This is a genomic window from Pseudomonas sp. B16120, from assembly GCF_044218845.1.
Lineage (GTDB): Bacteria > Pseudomonadota > Gammaproteobacteria > Pseudomonadales > Pseudomonadaceae > Aquipseudomonas > Aquipseudomonas paracarnis.
This window is the reverse complement of the sequence record NZ_CP162588.1, coordinates 199,297-223,596: the sequence shown is the minus strand read 5'-3', so window position 1 is coordinate 223,596 and position 24,300 is coordinate 199,297. Positions and strand designations below refer to the sequence as shown.

Annotated in this window: 16 protein-coding genes, 2 tRNA genes and 3 rRNA genes; 14 read left to right on the top strand and 7 right to left on the bottom strand. The window is 57.3% G+C overall.

What is annotated here, in order from left to right; all coding sequences use genetic code 11:
• Positions 1–96: 96 nt before the first annotated feature.
• The 7 genes from rrf to AB4P90_RS01495 all read right to left on the bottom strand — a co-directional run bounded on the left by rrf (position 97) and on the right by AB4P90_RS01495 (position 8,289).
• A 5S ribosomal RNA gene (gene rrf, locus AB4P90_RS01525) occupies positions 97–212 on the bottom strand.
• 156 nt (positions 213–368) lie between these two features.
• Positions 369–3,260: ribosomal RNA gene (locus AB4P90_RS01520) — 23S ribosomal RNA — on the bottom strand.
• 247 nt (positions 3,261–3,507) lie between these two features.
• Positions 3,508–3,583, bottom strand: a tRNA-Ala gene (locus AB4P90_RS01515).
• Positions 3,584–3,613: 30 nt separating this feature from the next.
• Positions 3,614–3,690 (bottom strand) — tRNA-Ile (locus AB4P90_RS01510).
• 81 nt (positions 3,691–3,771) lie between these two features.
• A 16S ribosomal RNA gene (locus AB4P90_RS01505) occupies positions 3,772–5,308 on the bottom strand.
• Together the 16S, 23S and 5S rRNA genes with 2 tRNA genes alongside form the textbook arrangement of a ribosomal RNA operon.
• A gap of 565 nt (positions 5,309–5,873) precedes the next feature.
• A complete protein-coding gene (locus AB4P90_RS01500) occupies positions 5,874–7,094 on the bottom strand; it encodes a CaiB/BaiF CoA transferase family protein (RefSeq protein WP_395605587.1) in 1,221 nt (406 codons plus the stop codon).
• A 13-nt stretch (positions 7,095–7,107) separates the two neighbouring features.
• The gene (locus tag AB4P90_RS01495; RefSeq protein ID WP_003187423.1) at positions 7,108–8,289 is read right to left on the bottom strand and encodes an acyl-CoA dehydrogenase; all 1,182 of its coding nucleotides are present in this window, start codon (positions 8,287–8,289) and stop codon (positions 7,108–7,110) included.
• Between the two features lie 157 nt (positions 8,290–8,446).
• On the opposite strand from AB4P90_RS01495, the gene AB4P90_RS01490 reads away from it, so the two are divergent.
• The 14 genes from AB4P90_RS01490 (at position 8,447) to AB4P90_RS01425 (ending at position 24,235) form a co-directional block, all read left to right on the top strand.
• Positions 8,447–9,346 carry a LysR family transcriptional regulator gene (locus AB4P90_RS01490; RefSeq protein ID WP_032903964.1) on the top strand — a complete coding sequence of 300 codons (900 nt, stop codon included), beginning with the start codon at positions 8,447–8,449 and terminating at the stop codon, positions 9,344–9,346.
• Positions 9,347–9,798: 452 nt separating this feature from the next.
• The gene (locus AB4P90_RS01485; protein ID WP_003187419.1) at positions 9,799–10,920 is read left to right on the top strand and encodes a Re/Si-specific NAD(P)(+) transhydrogenase subunit alpha; all 1,122 of its coding nucleotides are present in this window, start codon (positions 9,799–9,801) and stop codon (positions 10,918–10,920) included.
• A gap of 15 nt (positions 10,921–10,935) precedes the next feature.
• Positions 10,936–11,256 carry an NAD(P) transhydrogenase subunit alpha gene (locus tag AB4P90_RS01480; RefSeq protein WP_003187417.1) on the top strand — a complete coding sequence of 107 codons (321 nt, stop codon included), beginning with the start codon at positions 10,936–10,938 and terminating at the stop codon, positions 11,254–11,256.
• A complete protein-coding gene (locus AB4P90_RS01475; RefSeq protein ID WP_020301394.1) occupies positions 11,256–12,692 on the top strand; it encodes an NAD(P)(+) transhydrogenase (Re/Si-specific) subunit beta in 1,437 nt (478 codons plus the stop codon). The genes AB4P90_RS01480 and AB4P90_RS01475 overlap by 1 nt, the downstream gene beginning before the upstream one ends.
• Positions 12,693–12,928: 236 nt before the next feature.
• The gene (locus tag AB4P90_RS01470; RefSeq protein WP_003187414.1) at positions 12,929–14,422 is read left to right on the top strand and encodes an acetyl-CoA hydrolase/transferase family protein; all 1,494 of its coding nucleotides are present in this window, start codon (positions 12,929–12,931) and stop codon (positions 14,420–14,422) included.
• Between the two features lie 318 nt (positions 14,423–14,740).
• Positions 14,741–14,956: a DUF1127 domain-containing protein gene (locus tag AB4P90_RS01465; protein ID WP_003187413.1), complete on the top strand. Its 216-nt coding sequence runs from the start codon at positions 14,741–14,743 to the stop codon at positions 14,954–14,956.
• 330 nt (positions 14,957–15,286) lie between these two features.
• Complete coding sequence (locus tag AB4P90_RS01460) at positions 15,287–15,607, top strand: DUF2388 domain-containing protein (RefSeq protein WP_003187411.1); 321 nt, start codon at positions 15,287–15,289, stop codon at positions 15,605–15,607.
• A gap of 106 nt (positions 15,608–15,713) precedes the next feature.
• Complete coding sequence (locus AB4P90_RS01455) at positions 15,714–16,022, top strand: DUF2388 domain-containing protein (protein WP_014716356.1); 309 nt, start codon at positions 15,714–15,716, stop codon at positions 16,020–16,022.
• A gap of 39 nt (positions 16,023–16,061) precedes the next feature.
• A complete protein-coding gene (locus AB4P90_RS01450) occupies positions 16,062–16,382 on the top strand; it encodes a DUF2388 domain-containing protein (RefSeq protein ID WP_003187408.1) in 321 nt (106 codons plus the stop codon).
• Positions 16,379–18,340, top strand: coding sequence for a DUF4105 domain-containing protein (locus AB4P90_RS01445; RefSeq protein ID WP_019816933.1), 1,962 nt, complete (start codon positions 16,379–16,381; stop codon positions 18,338–18,340). The genes AB4P90_RS01450 and AB4P90_RS01445 overlap by 4 nt, the downstream gene beginning before the upstream one ends.
• Before the next feature lie 380 nt (positions 18,341–18,720).
• Positions 18,721–20,028, top strand: coding sequence for a CitMHS family transporter (locus AB4P90_RS01440; RefSeq protein ID WP_003187405.1), 1,308 nt, complete (start codon positions 18,721–18,723; stop codon positions 20,026–20,028).
• A 67-nt stretch (positions 20,029–20,095) separates the two neighbouring features.
• Positions 20,096–20,863, top strand: coding sequence for a TerC family protein (locus AB4P90_RS01435; RefSeq protein WP_014716354.1), 768 nt, complete (start codon positions 20,096–20,098; stop codon positions 20,861–20,863).
• A 272-nt stretch (positions 20,864–21,135) separates the two neighbouring features.
• Positions 21,136–22,794: a Na/Pi cotransporter family protein gene (locus AB4P90_RS01430; protein WP_003187402.1), complete on the top strand. Its 1,659-nt coding sequence runs from the start codon at positions 21,136–21,138 to the stop codon at positions 22,792–22,794.
• A gap of 58 nt (positions 22,795–22,852) precedes the next feature.
• Positions 22,853–24,235, top strand: a complete 1,383-nt coding sequence (locus tag AB4P90_RS01425) for a M16 family metallopeptidase (protein WP_395605586.1) — start codon at positions 22,853–22,855, stop codon at positions 24,233–24,235.
• The last annotated feature ends 65 nt before the right edge of the window (positions 24,236–24,300 follow it).

Genomic DNA, 24,300 nt, shown 5'->3' with positions numbered 1-24,300 from the left:
CAGACCGTTGTGTTGGCAACGTGCCGGTGAAATTCATGAGCTTCTACATAAACAAAACCCCTGTTTGCGTTAGCAAACAGGGGTTTCGGAATTTAATCTTGACGATGACCTACTCTCACATGGGGAAACCCCACACTACCATCGGCGATGCATCGTTTCACTGCTGAGTTCGGGATGGGATCAGGTGGTTCCAATGCTCTATGGTCGTCAAGAAATTCGGGTACTGAGTCGTGGCCAGTTGGCCTCGCTTCAGCAAATTGGGTATGTGATAGTTTTCGGTGTTTTGTGAGCGTCGAACTTTCGGTTCATTGCGTCTTCACACACCGCAATCTGGTCTCTCTCGAGTTCGCAAATTGCTTGGGTGTTATATGGTCAAGCCTCACGGGCAATTAGTATTGGTTAGCTCAACGCCTCACAGCGCTTACACACCCAACCTATCAACGTCGTAGTCTTCGACGGCCCTTCAGGGAACTCAAGGTTCCAGTGAGATCTCATCTTGAGGCTAGTTTCCCGCTTAGATGCTTTCAGCGGTTATCTATTCCGAACATAGCTACCCGGCAATGCCACTGGCGTGACAACCGGAACACCAGAGGTTCGTCCACTCCGGTCCTCTCGTACTAGGAGCAGCCCCTCTCAAATCTCAAACGTCCACGGCAGATAGGGACCGAACTGTCTCACGACGTTCTAAACCCAGCTCGCGTACCACTTTAAATGGCGAACAGCCATACCCTTGGGACCGGCTTCAGCCCCAGGATGTGATGAGCCGACATCGAGGTGCCAAACACCGCCGTCGATATGAACTCTTGGGCGGTATCAGCCTGTTATCCCCGGAGTACCTTTTATCCGTTGAGCGATGGCCCTTCCATACAGAACCACCGGATCACTAAGACCTACTTTCGTACCTGCTCGACGTGTCTGTCTCGCAGTCAAGCGCGCTTTTGCCTTTATACTCTACGACCGATTTCCGACCGGTCTGAGCGCACCTTCGTACTCCTCCGTTACTCTTTAGGAGGAGACCGCCCCAGTCAAACTACCCACCATACACTGTCCTCGATCCGGATAACGGACCTGAGTTAGAACCTCAAAGTTGCCAGGGTGGTATTTCAAGGATGGCTCCACGCAGACTGGCGTCCACGCTTCAAAGCCTCCCACCTATCCTACACAAGCAAATTCAAAGTCCAGTGCAAAGCTATAGTAAAGGTTCACGGGGTCTTTCCGTCTAGCCGCGGATACACTGCATCTTCACAGCGATTTCAATTTCACTGAGTCTCGGGTGGAGACAGCGCCGCCATCGTTACGCCATTCGTGCAGGTCGGAACTTACCCGACAAGGAATTTCGCTACCTTAGGACCGTTATAGTTACGGCCGCCGTTTACCGGGGCTTCGATCAAGAGCTTCGCGTTAGCTAACCCCATCAATTAACCTTCCGGCACCGGGCAGGCGTCACACCCTATACGTCCACTTTCGTGTTTGCAGAGTGCTGTGTTTTTAATAAACAGTCGCAGCGGCCTGGTATCTTCGACCGGCATGAGCTTACGGAGCAAGTCCTTCACCCTCACCGGCGCACCTTCTCCCGAAGTTACGGTGCCATTTTGCCTAGTTCCTTCACCCGAGTTCTCTCAAGCGCCTTGGTATTCTCTACCCAACCACCTGTGTCGGTTTGGGGTACGGTTCCTGGTTACCTGAAGCTTAGAAGCTTTTCTTGGAAGCATGGCATCAACCACTTCGTTAACTAAAAGTTAACTCGTCATCAGCTCTCGGCCTTAGAATCCCGGATTTACCTAAGATTCCAGCCTACCACCTTAAACTTGGACAACCAACGCCAAGCTGGCCTAGCCTTCTCCGTCCCTCCATCGCAATAACCAGAAGTACAGGAATATTAACCTGTTTTCCATCGACTACGCTTTTCAGCCTCGCCTTAGGGACCGACTAACCCTGCGTCGATTAACGTTGCGCAGGAAACCTTGGTCTTTCGGCGTGGGTGTTTTTCACACCCATTATCGTTACTCATGTCAGCATTCGCACTTCTGATACCTCCAGCAAGCTTCTCAACTCACCTTCACAGGCTTACAGAACGCTCCTCTACCGCATCACTTACGTGATACCCGTAGCTTCGGTGTATGGTTTGAGCCCCGTTACATCTTCCGCGCAGGCCGACTCGACTAGTGAGCTATTACGCTTTCTTTAAAGGGTGGCTGCTTCTAAGCCAACCTCCTAGCTGTCTAAGCCTTCCCACATCGTTTCCCACTTAACCATAACTTTGGGACCTTAGCTGACGGTCTGGGTTGTTTCCCTTTTCACGACGGACGTTAGCACCCGCCGTGTGTCTCCCATGCTCGGCACTTGTAGGTATTCGGAGTTTGCATCGGTTTGGTAAGTCGGGATGACCCCCTAGCCGAAACAGTGCTCTACCCCCTACAGTGATACATGAGGCGCTACCTAAATAGCTTTCGAGGAGAACCAGCTATCTCCGAGCTTGATTAGCCTTTCACTCCGATCCACAGGTCATCCGCTAACTTTTCAACGGTAGTCGGTTCGGTCCTCCAGTTAGTGTTACCCAACCTTCAACCTGCCCATGGATAGATCGCCCGGTTTCGGGTCTATTCCCAGCGACTAGACGCCCTATTAAGACTCGCTTTCGCTACGCCTCCCCTATTCGGTTAAGCTCGCCACTGAAAATAAGTCGCTGACCCATTATACAAAAGGTACGCAGTCACCCAACAAAGTGGGCTCCCACTGCTTGTACGCATACGGTTTCAGGATCTATTTCACTCCCCTCTCCGGGGTTCTTTTCGCCTTTCCCTCACGGTACTAGTTCACTATCGGTCAGTCAGTAGTATTTAGCCTTGGAGGATGGTCCCCCCATATTCAGACAAAGTTTCTCGTGCTCCGTCCTACTCGATTTCATGACTAAGAGATTTTCGCGTACAGGGCTATCACCCACTATGGCCGCACTTTCCAGAGCGTTCCGCTAATCTCAAAGCCACTTAAGGGCTAGTCCCCGTTCGCTCGCCACTACTAAGGGAATCTCGGTTGATTTCTTTTCCTCAGGGTACTTAGATGTTTCAGTTCCCCTGGTTCGCTTCTTGCACCTATGTATTCAGTACAAGATAACCATCTTATGATGGCTGGGTTCCCCCATTCAGACATCTCCGGATCAAAGTCTGTTTGCCGACTCCCCGAAGCTTTTCGCAGGCTACCACGTCTTTCATCGCCTCTGACTGCCAAGGCATCCACCGTATGCGCTTCTTCACTTGACCATATAACCCCAAGCAATCTGGTTATACTGTGAAGACGACATTCGCCGAAAATTCGAATTTCTCAATTAAGAGAACTCACAAATTTTACCTTAGCCTGATCCGTTACCAGTGAAAGTAACGTTCAGTCTATCTTTCTATCACATACCCAAATTTTTAAAGAACGAACTAGTCAAAGACTAGAAATCAACATTCACCATCACAACGATGGAATGCTCATTTCTAAGCTTTATACAAACAGAAGCAGTAGTGGTGGAGCCAAACGGGATCGAACCGTTGACCTCCTGCGTGCAAGGCAGGCGCTCTCCCAGCTGAGCTATGGCCCCGTATTTCTACAGGCGTTTCCCACACAAAATTGGTGGGTCTGGGCAGATTCGAACTGCCGACCTCACCCTTATCAGGGGTGCGCTCTAACCAACTGAGCTACAGACCCAATTTCGGGCTGCTTCTTTCGTCTTCTTCAATGAATCAAGCAATTCGTGTGGGAACTTATGGAGCAGCTGATGTCGTCGATTAAGGAGGTGATCCAGCCGCAGGTTCCCCTACGGCTACCTTGTTACGACTTCACCCCAGTCATGAATCACACCGTGGTAACCGTCCTCCCGAAGGTTAGACTAGCTACTTCTGGTGCAACCCACTCCCATGGTGTGACGGGCGGTGTGTACAAGGCCCGGGAACGTATTCACCGCGACATTCTGATTCGCGATTACTAGCGATTCCGACTTCACGCAGTCGAGTTGCAGACTGCGATCCGGACTACGATCGGTTTTATGGGATTAGCTCCACCTCGCGGCTTGGCAACCCTCTGTACCGACCATTGTAGCACGTGTGTAGCCCAGGCCGTAAGGGCCATGATGACTTGACGTCATCCCCACCTTCCTCCGGTTTGTCACCGGCAGTCTCCTTAGAGTGCCCACCATAACGTGCTGGTAACTAAGGACAAGGGTTGCGCTCGTTACGGGACTTAACCCAACATCTCACGACACGAGCTGACGACAGCCATGCAGCACCTGTCTCAATGTTCCCGAAGGCACCAATCTATCTCTAGAAAGTTCATTGGATGTCAAGGCCTGGTAAGGTTCTTCGCGTTGCTTCGAATTAAACCACATGCTCCACCGCTTGTGCGGGCCCCCGTCAATTCATTTGAGTTTTAACCTTGCGGCCGTACTCCCCAGGCGGTCAACTTAATGCGTTAGCTGCGCCACTAAAAGCTCAAGGCTTCCAACGGCTAGTTGACATCGTTTACGGCGTGGACTACCAGGGTATCTAATCCTGTTTGCTCCCCACGCTTTCGCACCTCAGTGTCAGTATTAGTCCAGGTGGTCGCCTTCGCCACTGGTGTTCCTTCCTATATCTACGCATTTCACCGCTACACAGGAAATTCCACCACCCTCTACCATACTCTAGTCAGTCAGTTTTGAATGCAGTTCCCAGGTTGAGCCCGGGGATTTCACATCCAACTTAACAAACCACCTACGCGCGCTTTACGCCCAGTAATTCCGATTAACGCTTGCACCCTCTGTATTACCGCGGCTGCTGGCACAGAGTTAGCCGGTGCTTATTCTGTCGGTAACGTCAAAATTGCAGAGTATTAATCTACAACCCTTCCTCCCAACTTAAAGTGCTTTACAATCCGAAGACCTTCTTCACACACGCGGCATGGCTGGATCAGGCTTTCGCCCATTGTCCAATATTCCCCACTGCTGCCTCCCGTAGGAGTCTGGACCGTGTCTCAGTTCCAGTGTGACTGATCATCCTCTCAGACCAGTTACGGATCGTCGCCTTGGTGAGCCATTACCTCACCAACTAGCTAATCCGACCTAGGCTCATCTGATAGCGCAAGGCCCGAAGGTCCCCTGCTTTCTCCCGTAGGACGTATGCGGTATTAGCGTCCGTTTCCGAACGTTATCCCCCACTACCAGGCAGATTCCTAGGCATTACTCACCCGTCCGCCGCTCTCAAGAGAAGCAAGCTTCTCTCTACCGCTCGACTTGCATGTGTTAGGCCTGCCGCCAGCGTTCAATCTGAGCCATGATCAAACTCTTCAGTTCAAACATCTTTGGGTTTTTAAGAAACCCTAAACTTGGCTCAGCAATCGTTGGTTACATCTTTGATTTCTCGCGGAGTAACTTGTGATGCTGATAATCTTGTTGACTATCAGTCTGACTCCACAAGCACCCACACGAATTGCTTGATTCAGTTGTTAAAGAGCGGTTGGTTAAGATCTTTCGTCTCAACCGAGGCGCGCATTCTACAGCAGCCTCATTTGCTGTCAAGTGGTTATTTTCAGAAGTTTTCGAAGACTTCTTCAACAACTTCAACCACTTGCGCTTGCGATCTCTCGTAAGCGGGAGGCGAATTCTACAGCGTTACACGCTGCTGTCAACACCTCTTTTTCAACTTCCTTTTGGCTTCGATGAACTGAAGCAACTTGCTGTCGAGAACCGCGTAACTCATTGTTTACCAAGGAGTTTTCCGTTTCGACTGCGCCGGAAGTGGGGCGAATTATAGACAGATATAATTCGCCGTCAACTCTTATTTTTGCTTTTCTATCAATAAGTTAGCTTCGGTTAAAAAACAGCCGGCATCCACTGCGCGTCTATATAGAAGGGAAGTTCAAATAACGCCCGCCTCCTTCAGTGCGGCCACATGAGCAGCTCCCAACCCCAGAACCCCCTGCAGCACCTCAAGCGTATGCTCCCCCAATAGAGGAGGCGCACTCCGGTACTCCACAGGCGTCTTGGATAAGCGTATCGGGCTCGCAACCTGGGGCACCGTCCCCGCCAATGCGTGAGGCAACTCAATCGCCAAACCCCGCGCCTGGACCTGAGGATCGGAGAACACCTGCGCCAGATCATTGATGGGCCCACACGGCACGCCCACTTGCTCCAGCTGCGACACCCACTCAGCGGTCGTCTTGAAGACCGTCGCCTGGCGAATCAAAGGAATCAGCTCCGCACGATTAGCTACCCGTGCGCGATTGGTGGCGAAACGCACGTCATCCGCCCATTGCGGTTGCCCAGCGACTTCAGCGAATTTACGGAACTGCCCGTCATTGCCTACGGTGAGGATGAAATCTCCATCGGCCGTAGGAAAATCCTGATAAGGCACGATATTAGGGTGAGCATTCCCCAGGCGCTTGGGCGGCGCCCCGGTTGTCAGGTAATTCATCGCCTGATTCGCCAGGCAAGCCACCTGCACATCCAGTAACGCCATATCGATATGCTGCCCACCACCATCGTGATCGCGATGAGCTAGCGCAGCCAGGATCGCGACGGTCGAATAAAGCCCGGTCAAGATGTCGGTCAAGGCTACGCCAACCTTTACCGGCCCGGCGCCTTCATCCCCTTCAGGCCGCCCGGTCAGGCTCATGAGCCCGCCCAGACCCTGGATCATGAAATCGTAGCCGGCACGCATCGCATAGGGGCCCGTCTGACCAAACCCCGTGATGGAACAGTAAATCAGCTCCGGGTTGACCTCTTTGAGGGATTCATAGTCCAGCCCATACGCTGCAAGGCCGCCCACCTTGAAGTTTTCGATCAGGATGTCCGACTTGGCGGCCAGATCACGCACCAGCTTCTGGCCTTCCGACCGCGTAAAGTCGATGGTCACCGACTCTTTATTACGGTTGGCCGACAGGTAATACGCCGCCTCACTGGTATTTTCGCCATCCGCATCCTTAAGGAAGGGCGGCCCCCAAGCGCGCGTGTCATCGCCGCTGCTCGGCCTTTCGACCTTGATCACCTCAGCCCCAAGGTCTGCAAGAATCTGCCCGGACCAGGGGCCCGCGAGTACTCGCGACAAATCCAGCACTCGCAGATGCGAAAGCGCGCCCATGCCCATGCTCCTATTAATAGAACGCTTGAAGACCGGTTTGCGCGCGCCCCAGGATCAAGGCATGCACGTCATGGGTCCCTTCATAGGTGTTGACCACCTCAAGGTTGACCAAGTGGCGCGCCACTCCGAATTCGTCGGAGATACCGTTGCCGCCCAGCATGTCCCGGGCCATGCGCGCGATATCCAATGACTTGCCACACGAGTTACGCTTCATGATCGAAGTGATCTCAACCGCCGCCGTCCCCTCATCCTTCATCCGACCCAGGCGCAGGCAACCTTGCAGGGCCAAGGTAATCTCGGTCTGCATGTCTGCCAGCTTCTTCTGGATCAACTGAGTGGCAGCCAGTGGGCGACCAAACTGCTGGCGATCAAGTGTGTACTGGCGTGCGGTATGCCAGCAGAACTCAGCAGCCCCCAGCGCCCCCCAGGAAATCCCGTACCGTGCCGAATTAAGGCAGGTAAACGGCCCTTTCAAACCCCGTACATCCGGGAAGATATTTTCTTCGGGCACAAATACGTTATCCATCACGATTTCACCGGTGATGGAGGCCCGCAGCCCCACCTTGCCGTGGATAGCCGGAGCGCTCAGACCTTTCCAGCCTTTTTCCAGGACAAAGCCACGGATGTCCCCGGCATCATCTTTGCCCCACACCACAAACACATCCGCAATCGGACTGTTGGTGATCCACATCTTTGCGCCGGTCAGGCTGTAGCCGCCATCCACTTTGCGTGCACGAGTAATCATCGCACCTGGGTCGGAACCATGGTTGGGCTCGGTCAGCCCGAAGCAACCGATCCATTCACCAGAGGCCAGTTTGGGCAAGTACTTCTGTTTTTGCGCCTCGGTACCGAACTCATTGATCGGCACCATGACGAGGGAAGACTGCACACTCATCATCGAGCGATAGCCGGAGTCGACACGCTCCACCTCCCGAGCAATCAAACCGTAGCTGACATAGTTCAAGCCACTGCCACCGTACTGCTCAGGGATCATCGCCCCCAGCAAACCGGTCTCGCCCATCTCGCGGAAAATAGCAGGGTCTGTCTTTTCGTGGCGAAAGGCTTCGAGCACGCGGGGAGCCAGCTTGTCCTGAGCAAATTGCTCGGCGCTGTCACGCACCATGCGCTCTTCTTCGGTGAGCTGTTGATCCAACAGCAGTGGATCGATCCAGTTGAAGCTTGCCTTGCCAGCCATGAATAAGTCCTCGCGGAAAAAATCAGAAGTCGTGGAACCAGACTAGGCGCGGTCAGCGCAGAGGGCAAACGAGGTTTTTGCATAGGCTTGTGCTAATTTCTCACTTCGTAACACTAAAAAAGCCCAGAAATGCGCTTTATCTGTGAGGGCAACGTACATGCGCAGGAAAATCCCCAGTACCACCGCGCTCATCAGCTTTGAGGCAGCAGCCCGGCACGAGAGCTTCACCAAGGCAGCCTTGGAGCTTTCCATCACCCAAGGCGCGATTTGCCGACAGATCGCCAGCCTGGAGGAGTTTTTGAGTGTCGAGCTGTTTCGCCGCTCACGCCGTGGGGTGAAGCTGACGGAGGCGGGGCTGTCTTATAGCCGCAGGGTTGCAACGCAACTGGACGCCGTAGAGCGCGACACCTTGTCGGTGATGGGCCAGCAGGGCGCCAATGTGATCGAACTGGCGGTGGTACCTACCTTCGGCACGCAGTGGCTGATCCCACGCCTGAAAGACTTTCAACATCAGCACCCGGAAGTCACGGTGAACCTGACGAACCGCACACGCCCCTTCCTGTTCGCCGATACTGAGTTCGATGCGGCGATCTACTTCGGGGATGCCGATTGGTCGGGTACGCAATCCCACCGGTTAATGGGCGAAAACCCGGTACCGGTATGCAGCCCGCGCTTACTCGGCGACCGCACGCACTTCACCCCTCAACAGATCGCCGAGCTGCCCCTGTTGCAGCAGACCACACGCCCCTACGCCTGGCGCCAATGGTTCAACGCCCAACACCTGAGCATCCCTCGCGACATGACAGGCCCTCGATACGAGCTATTCTCGATGCTGTCTCAAGCGGCCATGCATGACATGGGCATCGCACTGATTCCTCCCTTCCTCATACAGCGGGAGCTGAAGGAGCAACAACTGGTAATCGCGAGCACCGAAGCACTGACCAGCGAAAAGGCTTATTACCTGATGATTCCTGACAAAAAGGTCGAATCCGCCTCACTGCATGCATTCAGGGACTGGCTGCTCGACCAGTCAAGACGCTACAACCCATGTAAATAAAGGACAAAGCGCAATTGCTGACTTTGTAGTCAAATAAATTAAGATCCTACAGATATACGTATATGTCGCATTTAAACAGACTGTACTTGTCAGCCAAAAATAAGGCTAAAAGCCATGTATCTCATGGCTCGTAGCGACTCTTACCGGCCAATGCACGACTATTCACACTGGCAATGGAAAAATGGAGCGAAAACGCCTGAACGCCTTTAATGACCTGTATTTAAAGAGGTTATTTCAGCTTGTTGCGACAATCAGTCACAGGGTGACTTGTAGTTAATTTTTCGTCACCCGTCATAATCCCTTGATGGCCGTAAAGTTCGCCTGCAAAATGCCGCGCCCCGCTGTCATTTCAGCGGGATCGTGCTGATCGGCCGCCCCAGTTGCGCCACTCGCGGTGCACTGGCCTTTTTACAAAAAGATCAAAAGCAAAAAGATCATGCAGGAGATTTGACGTGCACATTGGTGTTCCTCTCGAAACCCAGACCGGTGAAACGCGGGTGGCTGCCACCCCAGAAACCATCAAGAAGCTGATCGGCCAGGGCCATAAGGTCACTGTACAAAGCGGCGCAGGCATCAATGCCAGCATCGTCGACAGTGCCTATGAAACGGCAGGCGCCACCATTGGCAGTGCCAACGACGCGTTTGGCGCCGAGCTGATTCTCAAAGTGGTTGCCCCCAGCGACAGCGAACTTGCGCTGATCAAAAGTGGCACCGTGTTGGTGGGCATGCTCAACCCGTTCAGCAACGAAACCATCGCCAAGCTCGCCGAGCGCGGCATCACCGCCTTCGCCCTGGAAGCCGCGCCGCGCACTTCACGCGCTCAAAGCCTTGATGTGCTGTCTTCGCAAGCCAACATCGCCGGTTACAAGGCCGTGTTGCTCGCCGCTCATCACTACCCGCGTTTCATGCCGATGCTGATGACTGCTGCCGGCACTGTAAAAGCCGCGCGCGTACTGATCCTCGGCGCCGGTGTGGCGGGCCTGCAAGCCATCGCCACGGCCAAGCGCCTGGGCGCGGTGATCGAAGCGTCCGACGTACGCCCGGCGGTTAAGGAGCAGATCGAATCCCTGGGCGCCAAGTTTGTCGACGTCCCGTACGAAACCGATGAAGAGCGTGAATGCGCCGTCGGTGTCGGTGGCTACGCGCGCCCGATGCCCAGCAGTTGGATGCAACGCCAGGCCCTGGCCGTGCACGAACGCGCCAAACAGGCCGATATCGTTATCACCACCGCCCTCATCCCGGGCCGCAAGGCGCCGACCCTGCTCAGCGCCGATACCGTGGCGCAGATGAAACCCGGCTCGGTGGTCATCGACCTCGCCGCAGCCCAAGGTGGCAACTGCCCGCTGACCGTGGCCGACCAGGTCGTGGTGGAAAACGGCGTGATCATCTGCGGCCCGACCAACCTGGCGGGCGCTGTCGCCGCCGATGCGTCGGCCTTGTATGCGCGCAACCTGCTGGACTTCCTGAAGCTGGTCTTCACCAAGGAAGGGCAGTTTGAAATCAACCTCGAAGACGACATCGTCGCCGCGTGCCTGATGTGCCGCGACGGCCAAGTCATCCGCAAAAACGCCTAAGCAGGGATTCAGACGATGGAAGAGCTTATCTCCCCCGGTATCTACAACCTGATCATCTTTGTGCTGGCGATTTATGTCGGTTATCACGTGGTCTGGAACGTAACACCTGCATTGCACACGCCGCTGATGGCCGTGACCAACGCCATTTCCGCGATTGTCATCGTCGGCGCCATGCTGGCTGCCGCGCTGACCGTCACCCCGTTGGGCAAGACTATGGGCACACTGGCCGTGGCCCTGGCGGCGGTAAATGTCTTCGGTGGCTTCCTGGTCACCCGCAGAATGCTTGAGATGTTCAAGAAGAAAGCCCCGAAAGTAAAAGAAGAGGCGCCCAAGTAATGAGCATGAATCTCGTGACGACTCTCTACCTGATCGCGTCGATCTGCTTCATCCAGGCCCTTAAAGGCCTCTCGCACCCGACCACTTCGCGGCGCGGCAACCTGTTCGGCATGCTCGGCATGGCGCTGGCGGTACTCACCACCGTCGGCCTCATTTATAAGCTGGGGGCTGAACTGGCGACTGCCGGTATCGGCTACGTCATCGTTGGCCTACTGGTTGGCGGTACCGCCGGCTCGATCATGGCCAAGCGTGTTGAAATGACCAAGATGCCCGAGCTGGTCGCCTTCATGCACAGCATGATCGGCCTGGCAGCGGTGTTCATCGCCATTGCCGCCGTGGTCGAGCCGCAGTCCCTGGGCATCGTCAAGCACTTGGGCGATTCGATACCGACCGGTAACCGCCTGGAACTGTTCCTCGGTGCCGCTATCGGTGCAATCACCTTCTCCGGCTCGGTGATCGCATTCGGCAAGCTGTCGGGCAAGTACAAGTTCCGCCTGTTCCAGGGCGCACCGGTACAGTTCGGCGGCCAACACAAACTGAACCTGGTGCTCGGTCTCGCAACCCTGGGCCTGGGCCTGGCGTTCATGTTCACCGGCAATCTCAGCGCATTTGCACTGATGCTGGCCCTGGCCTTCGTGCTGGGTGTGCTGATCATCATCCCGATTGGCGGCGCCGACATGCCCGTGGTGGTGTCGATGCTCAACAGCTATTCCGGCTGGGCAGCGGCGGGCATCGGTTTCTCGCTGAACAACTCGATGCTGATCATCGCCGGTTCCCTGGTGGGCTCCAGCGGCGCGATCCTGTCGTACATCATGTGCAAGGCGATGAACCGCTCCTTCTTTAATGTGCTGTTGGGCGGTTTCGGCAACGCGCCGGATGCTGGCGCTGCGGCGGGCTCCAAAGAAGCACGCCCGGTGAAGTCCGGCTCCGCTGATGACGCCACCTTCCTGCTGACCAACGCCGACACCGTGATTATCGTCCCAGGCTACGGCCTTGCGGTCGCGCGGGCACAACACGCGCTCAAGGAGCTGACCGAGAAGCTGACCCACCACGGCGTCACCGTAAAGTACGCGATCCACCCGGTGGCGGGCCGTATGCCGGGGCACATGAACGTATTGCTGGCCGAGGCCGAAGTGCCTTACGACCAGGTGTTCGAGATGGAAGACATCAACTCCGAGTTCGGCCAGGCCGACGTGGTGCTGGTATTGGGCGCCAACGACGTGGTCAACCCGGCCGCCAAGAACGACCCGAACTCACCCATCGCTGGCATGCCGATCCTCGAGGCGTTCAAGGCCAAGACCATCATCGTCAACAAGCGCTCGATGGCCAGCGGCTATGCGGGCCTGGATAACGAGTTGTTCTACCTGGACAAGACCATGATGGTGTTCGGTGATGCCAAGAAGGTCATCGAAGACATGGTCAAGGCCGTCGAATAACACTGCGCCAGCGCAATACCTGAAACCCTGGCCTCACGTAGGCTGGGGTTTTTTTATGGTTCCCACGCTCTGCGTGAGAGCGCATCTAGGGATGCTCTGCATCCCGCTTTGCACACACATGAAACCCGACCAAAGGCTCTAAATCGCGACCTGGCATTCGACCATGGTAGCGGGCCGAAACTTTTTGAAATCACTACACTGCCCACCTTGCTTTCCGTAGCCAGAGATAACAATTCATGTACCGTGATCGTATCCGCTTGCCTTCGTTGTTGAACAAGGTCATGAGCGCGGCAGACGCCGCTGCACTGATCGAGGACGGCATGACCGTCGGCATGAGCGGCTTCACCCGTGCCGGTGAAGCCAAGGCCGTCCCCCACGCCCTGGCCGAACGCGCCAAGACTTCGCCACTCAAAATCACGCTGATGACCGGCGCCAGCCTGGGCAATGACCTGGACAAGCAGTTGACCGAAGCCGGCGTACTGTCACGACGCATGCCCTTTCAAGTCGACAGCACTCTGCGCAAGGCGATCAATGCCGGCGAGGTGATGTTTATCGACCAGCACCTGTCGGAAACCGTCGAGCAACTGCGCAACAATCAGCTCAAATTGCCCGACATCGCCGTGATCGAAGCCGTCGCGATCACTGAGCAGGGCCATATCGTGCCCACTACCTCCGTAGGCAACTCGGCCAGCTTCGCGATTTTTGCCAAACAGGTGATCGTCGAGATCAACCTGGCGCACAACCCGAACCTGGAGGGGTTGCACGACATCTACATCCCGACCTACCGGCCGACGCGCACGCCGATCCCGCTGGTGAAAGTCGACGACCGTATCGGCAGCACCGCGATTCCGATCCCGCCCGAGAAAATCGTCGCCATCGTCATCACCAACCAGGCGGACTCCGCCTCCACGGTAACGCCGCCTGACAGCGACACCCAAGGCATCGCCAATCACCTGATCAACTTTCTCAAGCAAGAAGTCGATGCCGGGCGCATGACCAACAAGCTCGGCCCGCTGCAAGCCGGCATCGGTAATATTGCCAACGCGGTGATGTGCGGATTGATCGAGTCGCCGTTCGAAGACCTGACCATGTACTCGGAAGTGTTGCAGGATTCGACCTTCGACCTGATCGACGCCGGCAAGCTGAGCTTTGCCTCCGGCAGTTCGATTACCTTGTCGGAGCGACGCAATGCCGATGTGTTCGGCAACCTGGAGCACTACAAGGACAAATTGGTGCTGCGCCCGCAGGAAATTTCCAACCACCCTGAAGTGGTACGGCGCCTGGGCATCATCGGTATCAATACCGCGCTGGAGTTCGATATCTACGGCAACGTCAACTCCACCCACGTCTGCGGCACGCGGATGATGAACGGCATCGGCGGCTCCGGGGATTTCGCCCGCAATGCGCACCTGGCGATCTTCGTCACCAAGTCCATTGCCAAGGGCGGCGCAATTTCCAGCGTGGTACCGATGGTCAGCCATGTGGACCACACCGAGCATGACGTGGACATTCTCGTCACCGAAGTAGGCCTTGCCGACCTGCGGGGCCTGGCGCCACGGGAGCGCGCTCGGGTGATCATCGATAACTGCGTGCACCCAGCCTACCGCGATGCCCTCAACACTTACTTCGATGCCGCCTGCGCCATCGGTGGGCATACGCCGCACATCTTGCGCGAAGCACTGAGTTGGCACATTAACCTGGAAGAAACCGGGCACATGCTCAAGGCTTGATGAATACAGATCCGGGCTGATGCAAATACAGTTTCATCAGCTCGGTGAATCCACCCGCACTTATGGAAAAAACTGTACTGCTGTACTGGTCATTTCCTACCGAAATATCCCACACACCAACTCAAAAATGCCTATTTCGCACCTTTTAAGTGCGCACAGGTACAGTTGCCCCAATTTCGTACCGTACAGCCTCGCTAAACAGTTAACTGGCCTCTCACAATACAGGTGAACTGTATCTAGAGAGTCTTGCCTCGGAGGAGGATCATTGGCATCAGTTAAACCACTACCTAATCCCGCCACAAGCGGAAGGATGTCATCATGGAACGTACACTCAGTTCCGAACTGTTCTTCGAAGAAAAAGCTGTAAACACCCAGGCTTCCCTGCCTTTGCGCGTTCTCGCCAACCTGATGTTGTGGCAGCGCCGCATCTCCAGCCGCCACCAGTTGGCTCGCCTGGATTCGCGTCTGCTGGCTGACGCCGGTATCAGCGAAGCTCAACGCTACGAAGAGCTGAGCAAGCCGTTCTGGCGCTAAGTGGCGCCCGCTGGCCCTGACCTGACGGGTCCACTGCCAGCACCCTGATTTGTCAAAGCAAAGCCCGCCCCGGGTAACCGGAGGCGGGCTTTGTTGTATCTGCGATAGCCCATTGGATTGGCTCGATTCAAGCACACAGATACAGTTTTAAATTTATAAAATATGACAGGTACAGTTTAATTACAGGCTTCCGAATAGTCCTGCACACGCCTAATATCGGTTCACCACGTGGCGAACCCTGTAGAGCGTGCGTCTGATGCTCGACAGTCCCAGTCCGTTTCATTGTGGCCGTTTCGCGCCACCTTATTATTCGTCTACAGGAGTTACCCCATGTCCCGTCTTCGCCTGCTGTGCACTGCCGCTGTGCTGACTCTGGCTGCCAATGCCAACGCGAGCAGCCTGATCATGACGACTGACTCGATCGTCGGCGCTCTGAAGGCAACCTCCGATGCCACGTCTGATGCCACCTCATCCCTGCGCGACAACAAGGTCGTACAAGCGGCCCGTGACGACGCCGCCAGCTTTGTCGCCAGCGAAGGCGCCATCCGTGGCGTGAAACTGGAAAGCGCCCTGGCCCAGATCCGCCAACAAGCGCCGCAATTGAATACCGCTACCGATACGCAGCTGGCACAGGCCATCCTGGCTATCTGACCCACGGCAACCAGACGGGAGCGCCTGCCGCTCCCGGATGGCTCGGCGCTGGCTCTCGCCCGGCCGTTGCGCTAGCCTTGGCGCTCGCTTTCAGTTGTCGAGTCCCATGGCTTTTTCATACCGTTTATTGATTGTTCCTGTACTGTTTTGCGCCTGCTGGTCACCCATGGCTTCAGCGTTGGATGTGTCCACCCAGAGCACGGTTGTCAGCGTGTATGCCACCAGCAAAGTGACCTCTGCGCCGTTCGACAATAAGTTGGTCCTGGCCGCTCGGGATGATGCTGCCGCTTTCATTGCCACTGACGGCCAATGGCGGGGCGCACGCCTGGAGTCCGCGCTGGACTATCTGCGCCGCACCCAGCCAAAACTTCATGCAAGCGACCTTGAACTGGCGCAAGCAATTCTCGTCCAATAATCATCGTTGTATTTCTATCTTTGTCATTGGAGTCACCCCATGCGTAGCCCGCTGATCGTCGCCGCCCTCGGCCTGCTGTTTTTGGCCGATGTCGCCCAGGCGCAAACCTTGAAGGCCACCAGCAACATCGTCGTGCGTGCCTCGGCGCGCACCATTGATTTCACCTCGGACACCACCACCTCCATCCGCGACTCCAAGATCGTGCGCGAAGCCCACGATGACGCCGCCAGTTTCGTCGCCACCAATGGCGAGATCCGTGGCGCCCAGCTGGAAGCAGCGTTCGATACCCTTCGCACCCGCGTGCCAGAAGCCCGTGATGCCAGCGACCAGACCCTCGCAGAAGCTATCCTCGCTCTGTGAGGCGCCTCAAAACCTGGCTCCTGGCCGGGGCCGTGCTGCTGTGCGCGAGTACGGCCCAGGCCGGCCTGCAACTGCGGCTCAAGACCGAAGGCTTGAGCCCGGCCGAACAGCAGGCCAGCCAGGCATTGCTGGATGAAGCGCTGCGCTCCTTGCCGCCGCGCTTTGTCGAGCAATTGGACCGACGTATTGATGTCGGCTGGACCGACAAGATGCCTGACAATGCCTACGGGCAGGCATCCCTGGTGTCCGAGTTGGACCTCAACCAGAACCTGCTCGCCAGCCTGACTGACGGCAGCGCCGCCACCCAGAAAACCAATCGCCCCCACGGTACTGTACGCCGGGAAATGCTCGCCACCGTGCTGCATGAACTGACCCACATCTATGACCGTGCGCGCCTGTGGTCCCAGGACGAGCGCACGCTGATCCAGCGCTGCAGCCGTCAGAACAACATCACCGGTTTGATCGGCTTGCCCGACCAGTGCCGTGGCCAGAACGACCGCCGCTTTACCCTCAGTGACGACCCACGCCTGTTGGATCTTGCCGGCTGGCCACAATATGTGGGTCGGCGCGGAGAGCGTGAGCAGCACAACCATCAGGTGGTGCGCAGCCCGGACATCTACGAAACCACCAGCCCGCTGGAGTTCGTGGCGGTCAACATGGAGTATTTCCTCCTGGACCCCAGCTACGCCTGTCGCCGCCCCGCGCTGTTCCGTTATTACAAGGATCACTTCGGCTGGGCCCCGCCTGAACAGGACACCTGCGCCAGTACCTATGCCTTCCTGAACGCGGGCAACGATTTCGCCAAGACGCCCCTGGGCCAGATCGATCCGGAGCGCGTGTATGAAATCGACTATCTGCTGGCCGAAGCCAACCAGAACCTGGTGAGCCGTTGGGGCCATAGCATGTTGCGCCTGGTGATTTGTGCGCCGGGCCGCCCGCGTGGCCCGGATTGCCGGCTGGACCTGGACCGGCATCTGGTGCTGTCCTACCGCGCCTTCGTCGGTGACGTCCAGCTGTCGAGCTGGGATGGCCTGGTGGGTAAATACCCGTCGCGGCTGTTCGTACTGCCGTTGGCCCAGGTCATTGATGAATACACCAAGACCGAACTGCGTGGCCTGGCGTCGGTGCCGCTGAAGCTCAGCCGTCAGGAAATCAACGACACCGTCGAACATGCGGCGCAGATGCACTGGAGCTATGACGGCAACTACTTCTTTATCTCCAACAATTGTGCGGTCGAAAGCCTGAAACTGTTGCGCAGCGGCAGCGCCAACCCGCAATTGACCGGCCTGGACAACATCACCCCCAACGGTTTGCTGGAAGTGCTCAGCGCCCGCGGCCTGGCCGATACCAGCGTATTGAATGACAAGCGCGAGGCACTGCGGCTGGGGTATCACTTCGACTCGTTCCGCGAGCGTTACCAGGCCATGTTTGATGTGCTGCGCAAGCAACTGCCGATCAAGCAGACCCAGGTCGAAGACTGGTTGTCCCTGGATGCGCAAGCGCGTCGCCAATGGTTCAGCCAGGCCGACCTGCGCACCAGCGCCGCGCTGTTGCTGCTGGAGCAGGCCAGCTATCGCAAACAACTGATGCTCGCCCAGGATGAGGTCAAACAACGCTACCTCAATGCCCGCGAGCTGAAATACGGCGGCATGGAGAAAGCCAACAACACGCTGCAGCAAATTCTCGCCAACAGCGGCTTCCTGAGTCGCCCGGCCGAGTTGCTGGACAGCGGGGGTTATGGCCTGCCGCAACCTTCGGAAGCCAAGCGCCTTGAATCAGAAAGCGCCGAACGCCAGAAACAGTTGCAGTCGTTGACCGGCGAGCTGGATAAGGAGGTGAGGGCGCTGCTCGATCCTTCCCGCGCCGCCGAGATCGCCGCGTGTGAAGCCAACCTCAAGCAGGTGGGTGAGCATTTGCGGGCCTTGCACAAAGCCGCCGGCGGCCTGGAACTACCCTGATAGTCTGGCAGCGACCACTATCCAAATGTGGGAGCTGGCTTGCCTGCGATGGCGGTGTCACAGCCATAAGAGATGTTGGCTGATACACCGCCATCGCAGGCAAGCCAGCCCCCCACATTTTGTTCTGCACCAACCTGAAGAATGATGCCTGCCCTTCATCAGCTGTTTTCTCAGCGAAAGCTGGCTGAAAGCTTCCCCGTCTAGGATCGCCCTCACTGCCGGCAACAGACCGGCTGTTAACAACAACAATGGTGATTCCCGATGTCCGCTCGTACCCGCCTGTTCGCTCCGACTCCACCCGTACGCCTCGTGCCTTTCGTTCTGCGCTGACCGCCACTCGGTCCGCCATTCCCTAGCCGCGCTACGCCTGGAGTATTCCTATGCTGACTTTCCTTGGCTTTGCCATGGTCATCACGTTCATGTTCCTGATCATGACCAAGCGCCTGTCCGCGCTGATCGCCTTGATCATCGTGCCGATCCTGTTCGCGCTGTTCGGCGGTTTCGCACCGAAGATCGGCCCGATGATGCTCGAAGGCATCACCAAGCTTGCGCCGACCGGCGTGATGCTGATGTTCGCCATCCTCTATTTTGCCTTGATGATCGACTCCGGCCTGTTCGACCCGGCCGTGCGCAAGATCCTCAAGATGGTCAAGGGCGACCCGCTCAAGGTGTCGGTCGGCACCGCCGTACTGGCCCTGGTGGTATCCCTGGACGGTGACGGGGCTACCACCTACATGATCTGCGTCGCGGCCATGCTGCCGCTGTACCAGCGCATCGGCATGAGCCCAAGGATCATGGCCGGCCTGATCATTCTCGCCGGTGGCGTGATGAACATGACCCCCTGGGGCGGCCCGACGGCGCGCGCCGCCAGTGCGCTGCATGTAGACCCGTCGGACATCTTCGTACCGATGATCCCGGCCATGGCCGCCGGTGTTGTGGCGATCCTGGTGATTGCCTACATGTACGGCAAGCGCGAACGTGCGCGCCTGGGTGAATTGCACCTGCAGGGCGACGAGATCGACCACAGCGAAATCAGCGTGTCGCAATTCCCCGACGCCCGCCGGCCGAAATTGATCTGGTTCAACGGCGCCCTGACCCTGGCGTTGATGTGCACCCTGATTGCCGGCCTGTTGCCGCTGCCGGTGCTGTTCATGGTGGCGTTCAGTATCGCCATGATCGTCAACTACCCGTGCCTGCAGCAGCAGAAAGACCGCGTCGCGGCTCACGCCGGTAGCGTATTGGCGGTGGTGGGCTTGATCTTCGCCGCCGGTATCTTCACGGGCATCCTGTCGGGCACCGGCATGGTCGATGCCATGTCCAAGAGCCTGTTGGCGGTCATCCCCGAAGCCATGGGCCCTTACCTGGCGGTGATCACCGCGCTGGTGAGCATGCCGTTCACCTTCTTCATGTCCAACGATGCGTTCTACTACGGCGTACTGCCGGTACTGGCCGAAGCTGCCAGCCATTACGGCATCACCGCGGTGGAAATGGCGCGGGCGTCGATCGTCGGGCAGCCCGTGCATTTGCTCAGCCCACTGGTACCCTCGACGTACTTGCTGGTTGCCCTGGCGGGTATCGAATTCGGCGATCACCAGCGCTTCACGCTCAAGTGGGCAGTGCTGGTGTGCCTGTGCATAATGTTCGCCGCACTGCTGATGGGGATTTTTCCGCTGTTCAGCACTCTATAATCGTACCGACTCACTCACCGCGCGGCGCTACAGCTTGCGCGGTTAACACTTGCTCAAAGGAATACACATGGAATGGCTGACCAATCCGGAAATCTGGATTGCCTTCTTCACCCTGACGGCTCTCGAGATCGTCCTGGGCATCGATAACATCATCATGATTTCGATCCTGGTCAGCCGCATGCCCAAGCATATGCAGGCGCGCACCCGGATCTTCGGCCTGGCACTGGCCATGGTCACGCGCATCCTGTTGCTGCTGTCGATCACCTGGGTCATGCAACTGACCGCCGACCTGTTCGTCGTGTTTGGCCAAGGCATCTCCGGTCGTGACCTGATCCTGTTCTTCGGTGGCCTGTTCCTGCTGTGGAAAAGCTCCCAGGAGATGTACCACGCGCTGGAAGGTGAAGATGAAACCCACGACGAGCCCAAAGGCGCCGGTGGCAAGTTCATCTACACCATTATCCAGATCGCCATCATCGACATCGTGTTCTCCCTGGACTCGGTGATTACCGCCGTCGGCATGGTTTCCCACGTGCCGGTGATGGTTGCCGCCATCGTCGTCGCGGTATTGGTGATGATGCTGGCTGCCGGCACCATCAGCGAGTTCATCGACAAGCACCCGTCGCTGAAAATGCTGGCGCTGTCGTTCCTGCTGGTCGTGGGTACCGTACTGATCGCTGAATCCTTCGACGTACACGTGCCAAAAGGCTACGTCTACTTCGCCATGGCGTTCTCGCTGGCGGTGGAAGCGGTGAACATCAAGATGCGTACCGCCATCGCGAAAAAGAAGAAACAGCAGGACCCAGTGAAACTGCGCAAGGACATTCCGGGTCAGTAAATTTGACCCGCGAGTGATCGTTCCCACGCTCCGCGTGGGAATGCCCTCTCGGACGCTCCGCGTCCGCAAAGTGACGCAGAGCGTCACAGGATGCGTTCCCACGCCGAGCGTGGGGAACGATCTTCATGACAGTTTTGTTTCAATCCCAAGTTTAGCTATGCGATGCTGGCGCAGAGCCCATTCGCCAACTACAGCTTAGGTACAAGACGTAGAGCGGCACGCGGTAACTTTCCTTCGCTCCTGCTGGAGCGCACCCACACGGGGGGCCGAGCATGCTGACCTTGCTCAATCTGCTTTCCGCCGTGACCCTGCTTATCTGGGGCACGCATATCGTCCGAACCGGCATCCTGCGGGTCTACGGTTCCAATTTGCGCCAAGTCATCGGGCAGAACATGTCCAAGCGCTGGCTGGCATTTGTCGCCGGTATCCTGGTGACGGCCATGGTGCAAAGCAGTAACGCCACCGCGATGCTGGTGACTTCGTTCGTCGGCCAAGGGCTGATGAGCCTCACGCCGGCCTTGGCCACCATGCTTGGCGCCGACGTCGGTACGGCCTTGATGGCGCGGGTGCTGACGTTCGATTTGTCCTGGCTGTCGCCGCTGCTGATCTTCCTCGGGGTGATTTTCTTCCTGTCGCGCAAGCAGACGCGAGCAGGACAGTTAGGCCGGGTGGGGATCGGCCTGGGCCTGATCATCCTCGCGCTGCAATTGATCGTCGAAGCCGCCGGGCCCATTACCCATGCCCAGGGCGTGAAAGTCATCTTCGCTTCGCTGACCGGCGATATCTTGCTGGACGCCCTGGTGGGCGCGCTGTTCGCCATGATTTCCTACTCCAGCCTCGCTGCGGTGCTGCTCACGGCCACCCTGGCCGGTGCCGGCGTGATCGGCTTGCACGTGGCCATCGGCCTGGTAATCGGCGCCAACATCGGCAGCGGGGTGCTGGCGTTTCTCAGTACCAGCATGCAAAACACTGCCGGTCGCCAAGTGGCCCTAGGCAGCCTGTTGTACAAATTGATCGGTCTGTTGCTGATCATTCCGGTGCTTGACCCGCTCGTGGGCTGGATGGACGGCCTGGACTACAGCGTTCAGGGCATGGTCATCACCTTCCACCTGCTCTACAACGTCAGCCGTTGCCTGATCCTGTTGCCCACCATCGGGCCCATGGCACGCCTGTGCGAATGGCTGCTGCCGGAACGCCCCGAAACCAATGGCAAGGCCAAGCCACGCCATCTGGACCTGGCCTCATTGAATACCCCAAGCCTGGCCCTGGCGAACGCCGCCCGCGAAACCCTGCGCCTGGGTGACTTGATCGACAATATGCTCACTTCGATGCAGGAAGTGCTGCGCGGCAACCAAACCGCCGTTACCCAAGAAATGCGCAGCCTGAGCGATGACGTCGAAGCGCTCTACAGCGCGATCAAACTCTACCTGGCGCAAATGCCCCGTGAAGACCTGAGTGAACAGGACAACCGCCGCTGGGCCGAGATCATCGAGCTGTCGATCAACTTGAAATTGGCCGGTGACCTGATCGAACGCATGCTGCGCAAGGTCCAGCAACAGAAGACCTCGCAACGCCGGCAATTTTCCGAAGTGGGCCTGGAGGAACTCAGTGGCCTGCACAGCCAGTTGATCGCCAACCTGCGCCTGGGCCTGTCGGTGTTTCTCAGCGGCGACCCGGAAAGCGCCCGTCAATTACTGCGAGAAAAGCGCCGCTTCCGTGCCCAGGAACGCCGCCTGGCCCACGCCCATGTCAGCCGCTTGCAGCGCAAGATCGTGCAGAGCCTGGAAACCAGCTCCCTGCATCTGGAACTGATTGCCGACATGAAACGCTTGAACTCGTTGTTTTGCAGCAGTGCTTATGTAGTGTTGGAAACGTCCGACACTGGCGCGCTCTCCGCCGAAAGTATTGCCGACATCACCCATTCACCCTGAACGTACGCCCGCGAGCGAAGTCAGTTAACAATGGACCTCATTCGCCAGGAAGCTTGTTATGCGTCGCCTGTTACTCGCCTGCCTGCTCTTGGGCTCGGTACACACCTTTGCCTTTGACCGCCTGCAAGTCGAGGGCTACACCTTGCCCAACGGCCTGCAACTGCTGCTCAAACCGGGTACCGAGCGTGGGCACGTGGCTATTCGCCTGGTGGTTGGGGTGGGCCTGGACGACTTCGGTTGCGAAGAAAAAGAACTGCCGCACTTGTTCGAGCACTTGCTGTTCAGCGGCATCGATGGCGGCGGCGAAGGCGACCTCGAAGACCGCATGCAAGCCCTGGGCGGCGAGTGGAACGCCTACACCAGCAACGCCGACACTACTTTCGTGATCGAGGCGCCCGCGCAGAACCAACGCAAAGTACTGGACCTGCTGCTGGCAATCCTCACGCGCACGCAACTGACCGACGCTCATATCAACGCCGCCAAACAGGTGGTGGAGCGAGAAGACGGCGGCCATTATTCACACTTGCAACGCCTGCTGGATCGCCAAGACCTCGGTCACAGCGCCAGTAACCAATTGGCCGTGGAGTTGGGCCTCAAGTGCGCCGAACGCGCCGAGGTCAGCCACCTCACCCGCGACCAGTTGGAGAAGCTGCGCAAAGAATGGTACGCGCCGAACAACATGACCCTGATCGTCGTCGGCGATCTCGACAAACTGCTGCCCGCCTACCTGGAACGCACCTATGGTCAACTCGACCCAGTGGAGCCGAGCGAACATCGCCCCCTCCCGGAAATCCAGCATACCGCCGCCAGCCACCGCGACCTGATCCGCGGCTGGGTGGGCGATGGCGCCAAGCTGCACTGGCTGTTCCCGGAGCCTGTGCTGGACGACCAGCATGATGAAACCTACAACCTGCTCAAGGACTACCTCGACTGGGCGCTGTACCGGCAACTGCGCCTCAAGCACGGTTTGTCCTACGGCCCGTGGGTAGAACGCGAAGTGCTCGGCGGCGTTGGGTTCCTCAGCCTGAATGCCGACCTTGAGCGAGAAAACCTCGCTGAAGCCGAGCAGGTCTTGCAAGACCTCAAGGCCCAACTGCTCAAGGATGGCCTCGACCCAACAGTATTCACACGCCTGCAACAAGCCGCCATTGCCCGCCAAGCCTGGGCAGTGCAGGGCAACAGCGCGTTGGCCGACTATTACTGGAGTGCGGCCGGCGACTACTCCAATGGACGTTTCAGCGACCCGGTCAAACGCATCAAGGCCGTGAGCCTGGCGCAAACCAACCAGGCCATGCGCGAAGCGTTCCAGCAGCCGGGCTACTGGCGCATCGAAAAACCGCTGTTGAGTTATGACGCCTTGACCTGGATCGGTGCGGGCCTACTGGGCCTGATCATCCTTGGTTTGATCGGCCTGAGGCTTTATCGCAAACCTGTTGAGTAATGAGGCACAGAATATCGGGCCAAGGCGTTATTCTGTCTGAGATTTTTCCCACAACCAGTGAACCG